A 13,938-nucleotide genomic window follows, 5' to 3' on the forward strand; every position below is an offset into this window, starting at 1 on the left:
AATACTTATTACTTTCAGTTTAGCAATTATTTACTTTACCGGCTGCAAAGGGATTGACAGTTTTATATGGTTTTTCTTCTTCCTGTTTTGGTTTTGGGTAATCAATCGGAACAGCACAAAGGAATTTCAAAGTGGTTTGACCTGCATTACGGAACTGATGTTTCATATCAGGGTCTGCATATATAACATCGTCTTTTTTGAATGGATATTCCTTCTCCTCTGTAACAAAGACCCCTTCTCCTTCAAGAACATAAACCTCATGTTCAAAACTGTGTGAGTGATAGGGTGTAAAGCCACCTACTTCCACCTCAAATAATCTCAGGGCAAAATTAGGGGCACTATCCTTTTGCGAAATCAACCAGCGGATTTTTGTACCTTTAGCTCCTTCGACATTAACGTCTTCTAAGGTAACTTCTTTATGTGATACTACCTTCATCTCCTCCTCCTTATATTTTAAATTTCATGTATTAAAATGGCTGAGAGGGCAGGAATCGAACCTGCCACAGACGGTTTTATCCGCCCGCTACTGGTTTTGCAGACCAGCCGAGACACCAGTCCCATCCTCTCGATCTATACTTTATTTTTAGAATGATTCAACATAAGCCACATCAACAAACGCATTCTCTATCTTCTGCTTGTGTTTAAGCTCCATATTGGCAAGATTATAGCACATATCTTTGACCTGTTCATCTATAGTTCGTTTTGCTAAGTCTTGATAAAATTCTGCTGCCTGCTGTTCCTTCTTCATTGCTAAGGCAAAGGCATCTGCTGGTTTCATATCAATTGATAGTGGAGGTAATTCAGTCTCTTCGGCTAATTTGAAATCGTGTTCCGGTGCCTTGATCTCAAAGTGCTTTTCCGGATTGGCACGAAAAGACTCCAACAGATTACGGTGTCCCTGCTCTTCTGCTGCCAATTCACTAAAAATCGTGGTTAATCCTCTGTTCTCGAAAGAAGCTGCAACTTTGCTGTAAAACTCAAATGCCTCTATTTCCCTATGAATAGCCAGATCAATCAGGCCAAGGAATTGCTCTTTATCCATTCTATGACTCCTATATTTTTTTTGAAGTATACTTTTTCACCCTTGATATTAAGCAAGTTTTTTCTTGCTTCTACGAAACTTCTCTCTCTGTTCCTTATCCATCTTTTCTGAAGCATACTGAAATATTAAGCGAGGAGCAGTCTTTTTCCATTTGAGGAGGAACTTCTCAACCGTTGCCGGTTGTTTTTTCCATGCTTCTCTGAGAAACCAACCCAATCCCTGTTGTACAGGTCTTTCAGTATCCATCATCATAATATCAATATAATTCAACAATGGTGATAAATCTTTCTGAACTTTTAATAGCGCTATCATACTCACTGGAACTGCTCGTCTTGTCCATTTAGAGCTTGATTTTTTCCACTGTGAAAAATCCTTGATAGTGATGTTATTATCGATCAGCATTTTCCCTAGTAACTCAGAACAGGTAATGTCTGTATGAGCCCAATTTAATATCCACTTATCGAACCAGATTTGAAGTTGATGAAATACTTTACGATCAAATTCTAATAGCAATTGAGAATTAGGATAAGGTTTTTTCTTGGCTAATTTACTTTCTCTCTTTCTTAATGCTGAAATAAAAGATATAGCTAAACTCCCCTCTTCATATTTGCCAGAAGCAAAAAGTTCATTACCAAGAGACAACACCTCATCCAAATCACTAATCAGAATATACTTATCAAGCATAGTCTTAAGTAATGAATTAAACACTTCTGTACAGATTCCATAAGAATCATATCCTTCCTTAAAAAACTTAGAATATTTCTCGATCAGTTTCTTGTCACTCTTTAGTTTGAGATAATCTCTTATCTCTTTTATCACTATACTTTGTTTCATTAGTGACCTCAAATTGTTTGATGCTTTTCCATATGATTTCCGAACACCAATTCTAGGCAATATTTTTTCACTAAGATCTATCTCAAAAAACCTTGCCAAAAAGATCTATCTCAAACAGTGGTAACATTTAAATCAAATAAGTGTTAAACTGGAGCTTTTATGAACAAACAAGTAACAATTTTATTACTAATGCTTTTCACAATATCTTTCTCCTTACTTTGGTCAGACAATACTATAGTTCTTTGGGAGAAAGCAAGAGCAATAGTAGAAGCCAATTATAACATAGTTCCGGGGATAACACATCATCAGATGGTCACTACTGATGATAAATCTGGCAAGATCCTCCAAAGTAGCGATGTAATGATCTCACACCAGCTTAACGATGAAGGTGAGATAGTTAGCTTTATTTTAGAACAAGCAATTGAAGGTGAGGATTCTAACCATCCAGACAATGATAAAATGGTTAAGGGGTTATTGGAAAGAGACCTTTCTCCTAAGAGAGAGGGGATTTTTTTCACTGAAATTGGAAAGAATCTACAAGTCATTGAGACAGATATCAGGAAAGAGATTAATGGATACAATTGTAGAGAATATGAGATAAAGTACACTACTCATGATGAAGATAAAAAAGAGATAACTTTTACCGGTTCGGTTTGGTTAGAAGAAAACAGTGGTGCTCCGATCTACAATATGTTTGATATGGATAAAACACCCCCCTTAGTTAGAGAGCTGACCATTGAAAGATGGTTTCATTTTGACGAAGACAGCAAACAATGGTTTTTAAAAGAAATGAAATCTACTGCTGCCGTAAGATTCCTTTTAAAGAGAATGACCAATATAACAAGTATGCTCTACTCTAACCATTGGTATTACCCTGTTGAGGAAACAGAAAATTGATCTACGATGTTCACATTATAAACTCATTTACCGGAACAAACTCAGAGGGTAACCCAGCCGGAGTAGTAATTACTGCTGAAGAATTACCAGCTACTATAATGCAAGAGATTGCCAGCAGAATGAGTCTATCGGAAACTGCTTTTATCTTTCCCTTGCCACATAAAAAAAACGAGTATAAAATTCGTTGGTTTACCCCTGTCCTGGAAGTACCACTTTGCGGACATGCTACTTTAGCGGCAGCAGCTTTTCTCTATAAGAAGCAATTATTTAAGTCCAGCGTCGTTTTTCATTCTCTTAGTGGTTTATTGAGAGTAATGAGAGAGGGACATAGATTTATCCTTGATTTTCCCCTCGATATTCCCGTTGAATATAAACTGCCAGATAAGCTGTTTATGGCTATGGGTATTGATAGCTATGTTTCATGTGTAATTGGTAAGCTGACAGGCTATATCCTGATCCAACTTCAATCTGAAAGAAAAGTTGCAGAAATCTGCCCTAATTATCCGTTATTAAAAGCAATTAATCCTTCAGAAGCAAAAGGGATTACGGTAACTGCCACTGCTGATAATCCTGAACTTGACTTCGTATCGAGATTTTTTGATCCTTGGGCTGGTATTATGGAAGATCCTGTTACCGGTTCGGCACATACTCTTTTAGGTCCATATTGGTCCGCAATATTGGGTAAAAAGAAGATGGTCGCTAAGCAGATCTCCCCTCGTGGCGGTATTCTTTATCTGGAAATGAGAAACAGAGAGCGTATCTATATTGCAGGTAATGCAAAAATTGTCGGACAGGAAACTATCTCAGTTATTTAATCCCAGTACCAATATCTGAGTAACGATCAAGACCACTATATACAACAGCTCATAATTCATGTTGATATAGAGGAATTTTGTATCGAGACACGATAAGAACTTAAGACGATTATATACAGTTTTTGCAATCAAAACCATCAGTAATATCATCAAGAGATCTATGCCTAAAAAATACCCAGCATTAATATAGGGAAAGGGATTGATCAGATAAAGCAAGATAATAAGCAAAGGAAAGAAAATATAGAATAGTCTATTTATCTTGATCTTAGTTGTTGCCATATATCGGAATTTAAGAAAACTCCCCAACATCAATGCCATTGCCATATATGTTATTAACTTATAGAAATTGCTTTGCACCATGAAGTTGTATTTAATGAAATAGGGGATTGAAGGGAAAAATCCCACAGTAAAGATAATAGACACAAAAATAAGTAGTATAGTCCTATAATTTCCGTAAACAGTGAACTTATTTATCAACAGATCATCGTAAACGAGAAACATATATGATTTATAGACAGCATGCACGATTAAATAGAAAAGAGCCAGGTAATAAGCACCACTTGCCAGTAATAACCCTATAAAACCAATAGTGAAGACAGTGCTGCCAGCAATACATCTCTTAAAGTCGGGCTCGAAGAATAGTATCAGTGCTGGTATCAGCATTGTAAGAATCGATAATATCTTAATAAAGGTCAAAAAATTATCGTAACCAAGACTCTGTGCCGGCAAGATAACAAAATACAACAGACCAAAGATTCCTGAAAAGATAGTGAAAGAACTCAAAAAAGCTGATACAACAGAATTAGTAGCTGAATGACAGGTTGCTACCCACCCTGACACCGGAAAGAACGCTGCTTTGATAAAGAAGGCAATACTGAAAAGAAGAAATACAAAGTGGATATTATTCGGATTGTATTCCCCTAATTGAAAGAGAAAAGAATAACTAAAATAACTGCCGGAAGCATAGAGCAGAATTATCCCGGCTAAGAAAATTGCTGAACTGGCTGCTCCGAATATCATGTATTTGATTGATGCGTAGTACTTTTTGCTAACAGATATTAATACATAAGCAGCCATGATCATTACTTCATAAAAGATGTAGAAATTGAAAATGTCACCCGTTACAATAATACCACTGCATCCTGCCATGTAGAATAGAAAGATAGAGCGAATATTAAAATCAGTGAACTTTCTATAGTGAAAGATCGTGAAGAAAGAAGGAATAAGAAAAGCTATCAAAAAGAAAACACGGTATTGATCAAAAGAAAACTCTATAGCATGCTTCCATTCACTCAGGGACACGGAATATAAACCATCATACCCTCTGAAATAGGTAACTAGATATAATCCTGTCATTAGTTGCAGCACTGCATTGACCAAGATCATAACAGATGAGATATCTCTTTTGAACAAGTATTTAGCTGATAGTGATATTGCTATCAAGATCAGAGGAATTAGAGGGAAAAGAATCAAGAAAAATTTAACGTTCATGGAGCTGAGAAACCTCTATTGTATGATACTTATAGAATACTTTAACTGTAATAGCTATAGCCAGTGAGTTAAAACAAACTCCGATAACTATTGCCGTCAGCATAAGCGCTTGTGGTATCGGATCAACATAATTAGCTACAGTGTCGGTAATAATCGGAGCGACTGCTCTTTCCTGATAACCGGTTGTTAAGAAAGTGAGTATTACAGTACTCTCAATAATATTAAGACACATAATCTTTTTTATTAGATTGTCAGAAACAATCAAACCATAAACAGCTATTATCAATATCAGGAGAATCATATTTTGTCTCTGATAAATTTCATTCCCAAAACAGTCATTACTACTACCATAACTTCCAAAAACGTATCAAATAAACGAGGTCCTAAGTATATTGCCGTTACTATATTCTTAATGTTCATGATCCTCGTCATCTCGGCAAAGTCTATTACTTCGGAATGAAAGATCAGCTCCACCATATTCAAATAGATATAAAAGTATATAAAAATGACCGTTAAAAAGAGCCCTACAAGAAGCTTTGTCTTACTCCTCATCTTCCCTCCATTCAATGAAGTTACGGAAGATCAGAATAATTGAAGCAGATACTTCAATAAAGATAGCAAAATTGAGTAACCAAAGAAAGAAGTTGGCAAAGATAAGCGAACCAGTGTTAATAAAATACAACCCTCCAAAAAGGTAGCCACTGATCTTTAAACCGACTAACATTGTCAATATGATCAGAATTACCCCACAATACTCGAAAATTGTATAAAAGAAGTCACTAAGTATTTTCTTTTCATAACACATTTCGAAGATAATGATGATAGTCCCAAATATAACACCTGCCTGAAAACCACCTCCGGGACTTATCGGACCGTAAGAGAAAAGGAAGAAACTAAAGACAATAATAAAGGGAAATAACTTACTGATTGTAGTCTTTAATATTTCCGAATCTCTTATATCAATCATTATTTTATCATTTGGGTTCTGTTATTGGGGGTTTTGTCCAAGAAAAAGATTACAAGGAATTGTGAATAGACATCCTATATCTTTATTTTCAAAATCGATCTCTTCATCTCTACAGACTTTAATGAACCTTTCAACTGTCTCTCCATCGGGAACGTAGCAGATAATAGTGCGATTATAGACCGACTCCCTCCCAAAAAGGAGATTAAAATCTGAAAAGAGTGGTATTTTTCTAGCTGCTATATTCTCAATTGATTCTCCATCCACAACTGTCGATTGAAAAAGTTCGAACTCGATCAAGAGAGAGAGTATTTTTTTCACCAGAGATTCATCTTTAAGGATTATGATCATTACATACATAAGCTCTCCTTAATACTCTTCAAAATCTCTGATAAATTCGATGATCCCTTTTTTATTTCCCGGTCTAAATACTTTAGCTGCTCCTTTACTCGATAAAAGACGGGTTAAATGAGCCATTAAACTCAGATATGTCTGACATTTATTCTCGGGTATTATAATACAAAACAACGCCAGTAACTCTTTATTCTTAGGGAATTTGATCTTCTCTCCAAAAACTCCGATAGCGATTTTTATATCATCTACTGCGTCAAGTCTGATATGAGTTAATGCAAAACCTTTAGTTAAATCAAGATTCTTGCCGTTTTTCTTCACTCCAAGTAAACTAAAAGCTTTTGCTTTGATCTCTTGGTCTTGATCTTCTAAACAATGATCTATTAAAGCCCGGTTAACTTTTGTATCGTCATATTCCTGAAATTCAAGAATGTCTTCTTCATTGAAATATGAAAGCAGTTTTACCATCTATCTTCTCCTCGTTTTCTTTATTGCTACCAGATATACAACTGTTGCCAATCCCGTACCCAAAGCAGCTTCTGTTATAGCAACATCGGGTGCTCTTAAAGTTAGATATTTCAATGCTAAAAGCATACTAAATAGTGAAAGAAAGATCAAAGAATGCAGCAGCTTCTTAGAAAACACGACAAAGATAGTTGCTAATAACATAAAAATATGAATAAAACTCAGACTATAACTCATTCTTGATCCTCCTGATCAATATTTCTTCCCTGCAGATGAAAAACTGCCAAGGAATGTGCTATAATTGGAGCTGTAAAAAAGAGAAAGATCATGATCAAGCCCATTCTCAATAAAAAATCGAGTTCCAAAGAATAAAACATAAACCCGATAAGAATATTTATTGCTCCGGTAACTCCACACTTTGTTGAGGAATGGATTCTTAATAGAAAGTTTGGCAGTATGATCATTCCCAAGATACCAAAAAACATTATGATCAACCCAATAACTATAAAGAAATAAGCTATCACCATCCCCCCCCTATTCCTCTGACTCTAAACTTAAACTTCTTTTATCCGATACAGGTACATAAATATGACTGAATTTAATGATCGCCAATATCTCTGAAAAAGAGAGTAGGGCATAAACTAAAGCGATATCAAGATAAAAACTCTGACCATATATCAATGAATGATAAGACATAATGAGTATTATCAAGACAGCTATGACATTCAAAGCCAATAATCTGTCCTCTAATAATGGTCCTCTTATCAAACGATATAAAACCGGTGGTATCATCAAGAGCAAGACATAAAGAACCCAACTCATCCGAAAATCCTCTGTAATATCCGTTCAAAATCTTGCTTAATTATTCTTCCCGCTTCGATGTTATGGTCACTCTTCTTATCAAACCAATGAACAAAGATATGGCTGCTATTTAACCAGATAGACAGAGTCCCGGGGATCATGGAAATAGTATTTGCCAAAAATGCTTTGCCAATACTCGATCGGAGTCTAATTCTTATTCTTACTATACCCGGATTATACCTGCCACTTATCATCCGATAGATCAGCTCGAAGCTGGCCAGATAGCTCTGAATTATTAAAAAAAAGACATAGATTATTACGAACTCAACCCTAATTAATAAATCACTCCGATAGAAATGCTCTTTCTCAAAAAAGACCGAGTAAGAATAGAGGGCAGCTAAAACAGAAAACAACAATCCTGCCAACAAGGAGAGAAAATGTACTTCTCTGCTCAATAATAACCAGAGAAAGAAGCAGAGTAATATTAAAATCACTGCTCTACCGTATTTCATATAGAAAGAAAGCTTATCCATTACAGCCCGAACCCCTTAATCTCCAGTCCTTATAATTGTTCTATGGTTTCCATAAGATATTCTTTTGCTTTCTAATATAGTTTTGTCAAGAAATATAGGTATCAAAAGCAGCTAAAACATTGTCCACTAATACATGCGAATAGAAAATAATAAACACGAATAAAAGAGTGGAATGGTGGAATGGTGAAAATGTCATAAGGAAAAATGCAATGTAGGGCGACCGGTGGTCGCTCTATTTCATTGTAAAATTTAATGCAAGAGGTTCACAGGTAAGATGCTAGTGTTGCTCTGTCAGACAATCTGACTGTGATTAGAAGACATCAGCAGAATCAATCATGAATAAACTGTTAAGATAATCAAAAAAAAATTGCTTTCAACTAGTTAGAAACTACCTTCAACCATTAGGGAGCACACGAGTCGGCCGTATCCGACTCGTGTGCTCCCTAATGGTAGAAGAGAGAAAAAAGGGACAATAGAAATATCTTATATATAGGATTGGTCTGTTCGGCTATAGAAACATTATTGAAGAGTCTCTTCAGTTCGTTATAAACGGATAGCAGCTAACTTGAGAAAACCTCAGATATCTATCCGATAATTTAATGCTTTACAACTCCAGAGAACAAAAAAAAGTATCATTATGTAGTGGAGTGTCGTTAAGAATTTAAAGATGCTTAACTACTGATATCTAACATCGATTTTGTGGTGATTAGATCTAATTGTTATTAAAATAAACAAGATAGATAGGAAAAAAATGGGAAAAAGATGGAAAACAACTGAGCCGTTAACAGAAGAACAAAAAGCTCAAAAGCTAGCTATAATACAGCACTTCAAGTGCCCTTCAGTTATAGCCGGATTATTAGTTCAGCGAGGTATGACTGATATTGAGATAATAGAGACCTTTTTCGAACCCTCATTAGATAATACATACGATCCGAAGTTATTTAATGATATGGGTAAAGCAGTATCTCGAGTCATCAAGGCAATCAATGATAAAGAACAAATTACGATCTATGGTGATTATGATGTTGATGGGACCACCTCGACAGCATTACTTTTTCTAGGTCTGAAAAGACTCGGAGGGATAGTCAACTTTTACATCCCTCACAGAATGGTAGATGGTTATGGGTTATCTCTTTCCGGCATTGAGCAGATATACAATGATGGAACGAAATTGATCATCAGTGTCGATTGCGGTATTAATGCAGTTGAAGAGGTAGAACAAATCAACAGATACGGGATGGAGATTATCATAACAGATCATCACAACCCCAAAGAAGACATCCCTGCTGCTTTTGCTATCATTAATCCGAAACTACCCAATTGTCAGTATCCCTTTAAAGAACTTGCCGGTGTTGGAGTTGCCTATAAACTACTTATTGGAGTATATCGGGAATTGGGTAAAGATACTCCGGAAGAGATTCACCGGTTTCTTGACTTAGTTGCTCTCGGCACAATTGCCGATATTGTACCGTTAACCGATGAAAACAGAATATTTGCCGGTTTAGGGTTGAACCGTTTGATCCAGAAAAAGAACAAAGGTATCAACTCACTGATAGATATAGCCGGTCTTTCACACAAAGAACTCACAACTTCTGATATTATTTTTGGTATCGCCCCCCGCATTAATGCTGCCGGTAGAATGGGAAGTGCCTTACGGGCTGTTGAATTATTGGTCTGCTGTGAATCGGAAAGATGTATAGAGCTGGCTCAAATCATTGAAAGAGAAAATTCTCTCCGTCAGAATGAAGATCAAAAAACCTTTCAAGAAGCATGTGAGATCATTGAAAAAAAATATAAGAATCTCGATGAAGCGACCTGTCTGGTTGTCTCTTCTGATAACTGGCATCCCGGAGTTATAGGGATCGTAGCCTCTAAGCTTGTTGAAAAATACTATCGTCCGACACTGATGATATCTTTTAATGAAGGAGTCGGCAGCGGTTCTGGGCGAAGTATCCCGGATTTTGATCTCTTTGAGACACTAAGGAGTTTGGAACATTTACTGGATAGTTTTGGAGGGCATCGTTATGCTGCCGGATTTACTATCCTCGCTGAATATCTTGATAAATTTGAAAACCAGTTACACTTGTATGCCCAAGAGCGATTAACCAAAGAGCTGCTGATACCACCACTGAAAATCGACAAAGATATTGAGTTGTACGAGATCAATGATAATCTGATCTTATGGTTAAATAAATTTGCTCCCTATGGAACGGGGAATATACGCCCGGTTTGGCGAACCGAGAATGTAACTATCGATGGTTACCCTTATAATGTCGGAAGAAATCATCTTAAGATCAGAGTTAAAAAGGATGGTTGCACTTTAGATATGATCGGATTTAATCTGGGAGATTATCTTCCCTTCTTGCGAAAGAACTCTGTGATTGACATTGCCTATTCTTTTGAACAGATCATGTGGCAGGACAAAGTTAGCATTCAGGGACGATTGAAAGATATCAAGATAAAAAATTCTCCAGCAACTAAACAGAACGTTTATAAGAGATAAAATAATAATAGTAATGTTCGAGGCGCAGATATAAGAAGGTGCGAAAAGATGAGTGGACGAGGTAGTGAGATATCCGGGCTTTTGCAACGTCACAGAATTAAGTGTATGAAAATGGTGTGAGAAATTAGGGGTTATTAGATGTACAAAAATCTTTGTCCCAGAGTAAAAAAATCCAAAAACTTTTCTTTTTGTAAGAGAGTAAGAACAAACCGACAATTTCTGATTATTGCTACCATTTCTCTCCTATCTCTCATTCTAACACTCGGTAGTTGGGGTTGTAGTTATAGTGCTGATCGGCAAATCAGAAGAATTCCTCAGGAAATGCGGGAAATTTTAACACTAAGTCTCCCCTTCACACCTGTTAAGATCGCCTATTCTTCACTTGATAACTCACTTTACGTTATGGAACCGGAAACTAATATGATCCGCATATATCGAGATGGCAAATACATCAATGCTGTTGGTGGTTTAGGGTTTTCCGACAGTAACTTCAACCGCTTGAGTGATATAACTGTCTCTCCTCATGGCAGATTGTTAGCATTAGATAGTTTTCAGAAGCAGATAAAGAGATTCGATAGTAACGGGATGTGGATCGAGAATTTTCATTTGAAAAATATCGGTGAACCTGTATTGTTCGATGTCTCTCATGACGGGATGGTCTTTGTTTATGACCGAACCTCTAATGAGATAGTTATTCTAGACGAGAAAATGGAAAATATTGTCTATCGGTTTGGTAAGTTTGTGTTTCGTGAACCTGTACAATTGCATAGTACCTTTACTCACGTGACGGTCTATGATAGAAGCTTGAATACAACCTTTATCTTCGATAATTTTGGCAAGCTTACGGAAGAGTTGTCCGGCTATTGGCAAATCGATCGGTTTAATAACAAGTATCGTCTTGATGTTAACAAAATATCACATCCCGCTACTAATAAGGAATTTCTACTCTATCATAAACCATGGAGTTCTTTCTATGTAAAGAGCGGAATAATCGGTTTGATTACTGATAGAGAGATAAAAATCTCAGAAATGACATATGAAAGATACCAATAATCCTGCTAATATATTTACTTTTTTCAGAGACAGACTATTCTGGCAACCGGCTCTTGCTGCACTATTGCTCGGATTAAGCCGTTATCCTCTAAAACTCAATTTTCTGGCTTTCTTTGCTTTTTTACCGCTTCTCTTCCTCTTGCAGCAGGCAAGTTCATTGAGATTGAAAAAAATTGTCAAGATTGCTCTCTCTTTCAGTACTGTATATACATTGGTTGCCCTTTACTGGATAAGTGTAGTTACATTACCGGGATTTATCGGGCTTTTTATCCTTTTCGGATTTTACTTTATCCTGCTCTTCTTTGTTGTTGGAAGGATCTATAAGGTCTTGCCTCGTTTAAGATTTGTTGGTTTGATAACCTGTTGGTTATCATTCGAATGGCTACAGAATTTTGGTGAATTAAGATTCCCGTGGTTCAATCTCGGTTATTCATTAGCTGATTATACTTCGTTAATCCAGATCTCTGAAATCGGTGGAATCTATCTGCTCTCTCTGTTAATTCTGATTATCAATATCTTGCTTTTTAAAATTCTTATCTCCTTTCCTACCCATAAGACTCTTCTCTATATCATTACTCTGCTAATAGTTTTATCTATTTGGATTGGTTGGGGAAATTATCGGCTACATAATCTGAAGTTGATAGAAGATGACTTTAACGCCTCTATCGTTCAGGTCAGCATTCCACAATACATTAAATGGGATGAAGCTTTCTATGATTCGACATTAGCTTTATACAGAGAATATACTTTAAAAGCTGCTGAAGAGGAACCTGATCTGATTATCCTGCCGGAGTCTGCTATTCCCGATTATGTCCTGAATTTTAGCAGGCCACTCACTTACGTGAAAAATCTGGTACGGGATACAGGAATCGATCTCTTTTTGGGATTACCTCATTATGAGATAGATAGTGATAGTGGGGAATACGAATACAAATTTTATAATGCAACTACACTATTTTATAAAGACGGCAGAATTCATCAACCCTATTATAAAATAATCCTTGTTCCTGTAGGAGAGAGAATACCCTTTATGGATTATATCCCACCACTAAGAAATCTGCAGTTAGGGCAAGCAAACTGGGAATACGGTGAGGATCTTGTACATTTTGAAGTTCAGAAGGAAGATAAGAAATATCGTTTTTCATCATTGATCTGTTTCGAGATTGCCTTTCCTCATTTGACAAGTCAATTAGCTGCCGATGATGTTGATTTTATGGTCAATGTTACTAACGATGCTTGGTTTAAAAAGACTGTCGGACCTTATCAGCACGGGATGATGACTGTTATTCGCGCAGTCGAGACAAGAACCCAGATATATCGAGCAGCAAATACTGGGATCTCTATGATCGTTGATCCCCGAGGAGTGATCAGGCAAAGAACAAGATTATATGAACAGACGGTTATTAATGATAAACTATACCTTTATCCCGAACAAACTATTTATGTTAGGTATATGAGGAACTATCCTGCCCTGTTTGTTTTCTTATCAAGTTTACTGTTCATTATTACAATTCTCTGTGGTATTTCGATCAAACGAACTTAACGAGAAAAAAAATTATGCGAGATCTGTTAAAATGAAAAAGTATTACTACACTATCGGTGAAGTTTGTAACTTGCTCGATCTAAAACCGCATGTATTGCGTTATTGGGAATCGGAGTTCAGGCAATTGAATCCCCATAGAACTCAAGGGGGAAGCAGGCGTTATACAACAGAACAAATTGAGTTAATAAAAATAATCAAGGACTTACTATATATCCAAAAATTTACTATCAAAGGGGTCAAAAAGAAGCTTTCCCAGATCAAATATAACGAGAAGTACAAGTCACCAGTTAAAGTCAAAGCAATGAACGATGAATACAAGGAAGAGCTGGTGACTTACCTGCAAGATTTGAAGAGTTTGTTGAAAGCAAAGAAAGAGAAAGAAAAAGAAAACTAATCTTTATTACAAGTAAACTAACAATTTTCAAACCGGTTAACAATCTAAGAAATATCAGGGATGGACAACTATGAAAGATTTTTCAAAATTGATTACTTATTGTTCCAGATATTAGTTTCAGTAAATGGAGACTCTACTCTGTTCTGAAATATCTTCCGATTGACTCAACAATTCTAAGACTGAACGGAATCGAAATTCATATCATCAAAATTTCACTTTAGGCAAGTTGATACAACATTGGAGAGACACGAA

General features: G+C 36.3%; 19 protein-coding genes and 1 tRNA gene. 6 read left to right on the forward strand and 14 right to left on the reverse strand.

Features of this window, described 5'->3' with window-relative positions:
• Positions 1-19: 19 nt before the first annotated feature.
• The 4 genes from K0B81_05620 to K0B81_05635 all read right to left on the reverse strand — a co-directional run bounded on the left by K0B81_05620 (position 20) and on the right by K0B81_05635 (position 1,876).
• A complete protein-coding gene (locus tag K0B81_05620) occupies positions 20-436 on the reverse strand; it encodes a cupin domain-containing protein (GenBank protein MBW6516080.1) in 417 nt (138 codons plus the stop codon).
• Between the two features lie 37 nt (positions 437-473).
• Positions 474-567 (reverse strand) — tRNA-OTHER (locus K0B81_05625).
• Positions 568-583: 16 nt separating this feature from the next.
• Positions 584-1,042 (reverse strand): ferritin family protein, encoded by a 459-nt coding sequence (locus K0B81_05630; protein MBW6516081.1) that lies wholly within the window; start codon positions 1,040-1,042, stop codon positions 584-586.
• A 48-nt stretch (positions 1,043-1,090) separates the two neighbouring features.
• Positions 1,091-1,876 carry a DNA alkylation repair protein gene (locus K0B81_05635; GenBank protein MBW6516082.1) on the reverse strand — a complete coding sequence of 262 codons (786 nt, stop codon included), beginning with the start codon at positions 1,874-1,876 and terminating at the stop codon, positions 1,091-1,093.
• A 159-nt stretch (positions 1,877-2,035) separates the two neighbouring features.
• Here K0B81_05635 and K0B81_05640 point away from each other — a divergent pair, with 159 nt between their 5' ends.
• Positions 2,036-2,773, forward strand: coding sequence for a hypothetical protein (locus K0B81_05640; GenBank protein MBW6516083.1), 738 nt, complete (start codon positions 2,036-2,038; stop codon positions 2,771-2,773).
• The gene (locus tag K0B81_05645) at positions 2,770-3,588 is read left to right on the forward strand and encodes a PhzF family phenazine biosynthesis protein (protein MBW6516084.1); all 819 of its coding nucleotides are present in this window, start codon (positions 2,770-2,772) and stop codon (positions 3,586-3,588) included. Before K0B81_05640 ends, K0B81_05645 begins: the two co-directional genes overlap by 4 nt.
• Here K0B81_05645 and K0B81_05650 read toward each other — a convergent pair.
• Genes K0B81_05650 through K0B81_05695 form a run of 10 tightly spaced genes read right to left on the reverse strand, consistent with a single transcriptional unit; the run spans position 3,577 to position 8,193 of the window.
• Positions 3,577-5,079 carry a hypothetical protein gene (locus K0B81_05650; protein MBW6516085.1) on the reverse strand — a complete coding sequence of 501 codons (1,503 nt, stop codon included), beginning with the start codon at positions 5,077-5,079 and terminating at the stop codon, positions 3,577-3,579. The two genes, K0B81_05645 and K0B81_05650, sit on opposite strands and share 12 nt — an antisense overlap.
• Positions 5,069-5,380, reverse strand: a complete 312-nt coding sequence (locus tag K0B81_05655; protein ID MBW6516086.1) for a cation:proton antiporter subunit C — start codon at positions 5,378-5,380, stop codon at positions 5,069-5,071. Before K0B81_05655 ends, K0B81_05650 begins: the two co-directional genes overlap by 11 nt.
• Positions 5,377-5,631, reverse strand: coding sequence for a hypothetical protein (locus tag K0B81_05660; protein ID MBW6516087.1), 255 nt, complete (start codon positions 5,629-5,631; stop codon positions 5,377-5,379). Before K0B81_05660 ends, K0B81_05655 begins: the two co-directional genes overlap by 4 nt.
• Positions 5,621-6,046, reverse strand: coding sequence for an MnhB domain-containing protein (locus K0B81_05665; protein ID MBW6516088.1), 426 nt, complete (start codon positions 6,044-6,046; stop codon positions 5,621-5,623). The genes K0B81_05660 and K0B81_05665 overlap by 11 nt, the downstream gene beginning before the upstream one ends.
• 21 nt (positions 6,047-6,067) lie before the next feature.
• A complete protein-coding gene (locus K0B81_05670) occupies positions 6,068-6,403 on the reverse strand; it encodes a hypothetical protein (GenBank protein MBW6516089.1) in 336 nt (111 codons plus the stop codon).
• Between the two features lie 9 nt (positions 6,404-6,412).
• Positions 6,413-6,862: a PTS sugar transporter subunit IIA gene (locus tag K0B81_05675; GenBank protein MBW6516090.1), complete on the reverse strand. Its 450-nt coding sequence runs from the start codon at positions 6,860-6,862 to the stop codon at positions 6,413-6,415.
• Complete coding sequence (locus K0B81_05680; protein MBW6516091.1) at positions 6,863-7,096, reverse strand: DUF4040 domain-containing protein; 234 nt, start codon at positions 7,094-7,096, stop codon at positions 6,863-6,865. It lies immediately after the preceding gene.
• Positions 7,093-7,386, reverse strand: a complete 294-nt coding sequence (locus K0B81_05685) for a monovalent cation/H(+) antiporter subunit G (protein ID MBW6516092.1) — start codon at positions 7,384-7,386, stop codon at positions 7,093-7,095. The genes K0B81_05680 and K0B81_05685 overlap by 4 nt, the downstream gene beginning before the upstream one ends.
• 7 nt (positions 7,387-7,393) lie before the next feature.
• Positions 7,394-7,681, reverse strand: coding sequence for a hypothetical protein (locus tag K0B81_05690; GenBank protein ID MBW6516093.1), 288 nt, complete (start codon positions 7,679-7,681; stop codon positions 7,394-7,396).
• Positions 7,678-8,193, reverse strand: a complete 516-nt coding sequence (locus K0B81_05695; protein ID MBW6516094.1) for a Na+/H+ antiporter subunit E — start codon at positions 8,191-8,193, stop codon at positions 7,678-7,680. The genes K0B81_05690 and K0B81_05695 overlap by 4 nt, the downstream gene beginning before the upstream one ends.
• Positions 8,194-8,944: 751 nt before the next feature.
• Here K0B81_05695 and recJ point away from each other — a divergent pair.
• The 4 genes from recJ to K0B81_05715 all read left to right on the forward strand — a co-directional run bounded on the left by recJ (position 8,945) and on the right by K0B81_05715 (position 13,686).
• Complete coding sequence (gene recJ, locus K0B81_05700) at positions 8,945-10,696, forward strand: single-stranded-DNA-specific exonuclease RecJ (protein ID MBW6516095.1); 1,752 nt, start codon at positions 8,945-8,947, stop codon at positions 10,694-10,696.
• A 138-nt stretch (positions 10,697-10,834) separates the two neighbouring features.
• Positions 10,835-11,749, forward strand: coding sequence for a hypothetical protein (locus K0B81_05705; GenBank protein MBW6516096.1), 915 nt, complete (start codon positions 10,835-10,837; stop codon positions 11,747-11,749).
• The gene (lnt, locus tag K0B81_05710) at positions 11,733-13,292 is read left to right on the forward strand and encodes an apolipoprotein N-acyltransferase (protein ID MBW6516097.1); all 1,560 of its coding nucleotides are present in this window, start codon (positions 11,733-11,735) and stop codon (positions 13,290-13,292) included. The genes K0B81_05705 and lnt overlap by 17 nt, the downstream gene beginning before the upstream one ends.
• 31 nt (positions 13,293-13,323) lie before the next feature.
• Positions 13,324-13,686, forward strand: a complete 363-nt coding sequence (locus tag K0B81_05715; GenBank protein ID MBW6516098.1) for a MerR family transcriptional regulator — start codon at positions 13,324-13,326, stop codon at positions 13,684-13,686.
• Positions 13,687-13,938 lie beyond the last annotated feature (252 nt).

It is taken from the genome of Candidatus Cloacimonadota bacterium (genome assembly GCA_019429305.1).
Taxonomy (GTDB): domain Bacteria; phylum Cloacimonadota; class Cloacimonadia; order Cloacimonadales; family JAJBBL01; genus JAHYIR01.

What these genes read in the sequence shown, in the direction of transcription:
- K0B81_05695 (MBW6516094.1), bottom strand. Translation starts at nt 8,193, where the DNA reads ATGGATAAGCTTTCTTTCTATATGAAATACGGTAGAGCAGTGATTTTA.
- K0B81_05715 (MBW6516098.1), top strand. Translation starts at nt 13,324, where the DNA reads ATGAAAAAGTATTACTACACTATCGGTGAAGTTTGTAACTTGCTCGAT.
- K0B81_05680 (MBW6516091.1), bottom strand. Translation starts at nt 7,096, where the DNA reads ATGAGTTATAGTCTGAGTTTTATTCATATTTTTATGTTATTAGCAACT.
- lnt (MBW6516097.1), top strand. Translation starts at nt 11,733, where the DNA reads ATGAAAGATACCAATAATCCTGCTAATATATTTACTTTTTTCAGAGAC.
- K0B81_05685 (MBW6516092.1), bottom strand. Translation starts at nt 7,386, where the DNA reads ATGGTGATAGCTTATTTCTTTATAGTTATTGGGTTGATCATAATGTTT.
- K0B81_05675 (MBW6516090.1), bottom strand. Translation starts at nt 6,862, where the DNA reads ATGGTAAAACTGCTTTCATATTTCAATGAAGAAGACATTCTTGAATTT.
- K0B81_05705 (MBW6516096.1), top strand. Translation starts at nt 10,835, where the DNA reads ATGTACAAAAATCTTTGTCCCAGAGTAAAAAAATCCAAAAACTTTTCT.
- K0B81_05670 (MBW6516089.1), bottom strand. Translation starts at nt 6,403, where the DNA reads ATGTATGTAATGATCATAATCCTTAAAGATGAATCTCTGGTGAAAAAA.
- K0B81_05620 (MBW6516080.1), bottom strand. Translation starts at nt 436, where the DNA reads ATGAAGGTAGTATCACATAAAGAAGTTACCTTAGAAGACGTTAATGTC.
- K0B81_05630 (MBW6516081.1), bottom strand. Translation starts at nt 1,042, where the DNA reads ATGGATAAAGAGCAATTCCTTGGCCTGATTGATCTGGCTATTCATAGG.
- K0B81_05690 (MBW6516093.1), bottom strand. Translation starts at nt 7,681, where the DNA reads ATGAGTTGGGTTCTTTATGTCTTGCTCTTGATGATACCACCGGTTTTA.
- K0B81_05635 (MBW6516082.1), bottom strand. Translation starts at nt 1,876, where the DNA reads ATGAAACAAAGTATAGTGATAAAAGAGATAAGAGATTATCTCAAACTA.
- recJ (MBW6516095.1), top strand. Translation starts at nt 8,945, where the DNA reads ATGGGAAAAAGATGGAAAACAACTGAGCCGTTAACAGAAGAACAAAAA.
- K0B81_05660 (MBW6516087.1), bottom strand. Translation starts at nt 5,631, where the DNA reads ATGAGGAGTAAGACAAAGCTTCTTGTAGGGCTCTTTTTAACGGTCATT.
- K0B81_05665 (MBW6516088.1), bottom strand. Translation starts at nt 6,046, where the DNA reads ATGATTGATATAAGAGATTCGGAAATATTAAAGACTACAATCAGTAAG.
- K0B81_05655 (MBW6516086.1), bottom strand. Translation starts at nt 5,380, where the DNA reads ATGATTCTCCTGATATTGATAATAGCTGTTTATGGTTTGATTGTTTCT.
- K0B81_05650 (MBW6516085.1), bottom strand. Translation starts at nt 5,079, where the DNA reads ATGAACGTTAAATTTTTCTTGATTCTTTTCCCTCTAATTCCTCTGATC.
- K0B81_05640 (MBW6516083.1), top strand. Translation starts at nt 2,036, where the DNA reads ATGAACAAACAAGTAACAATTTTATTACTAATGCTTTTCACAATATCT.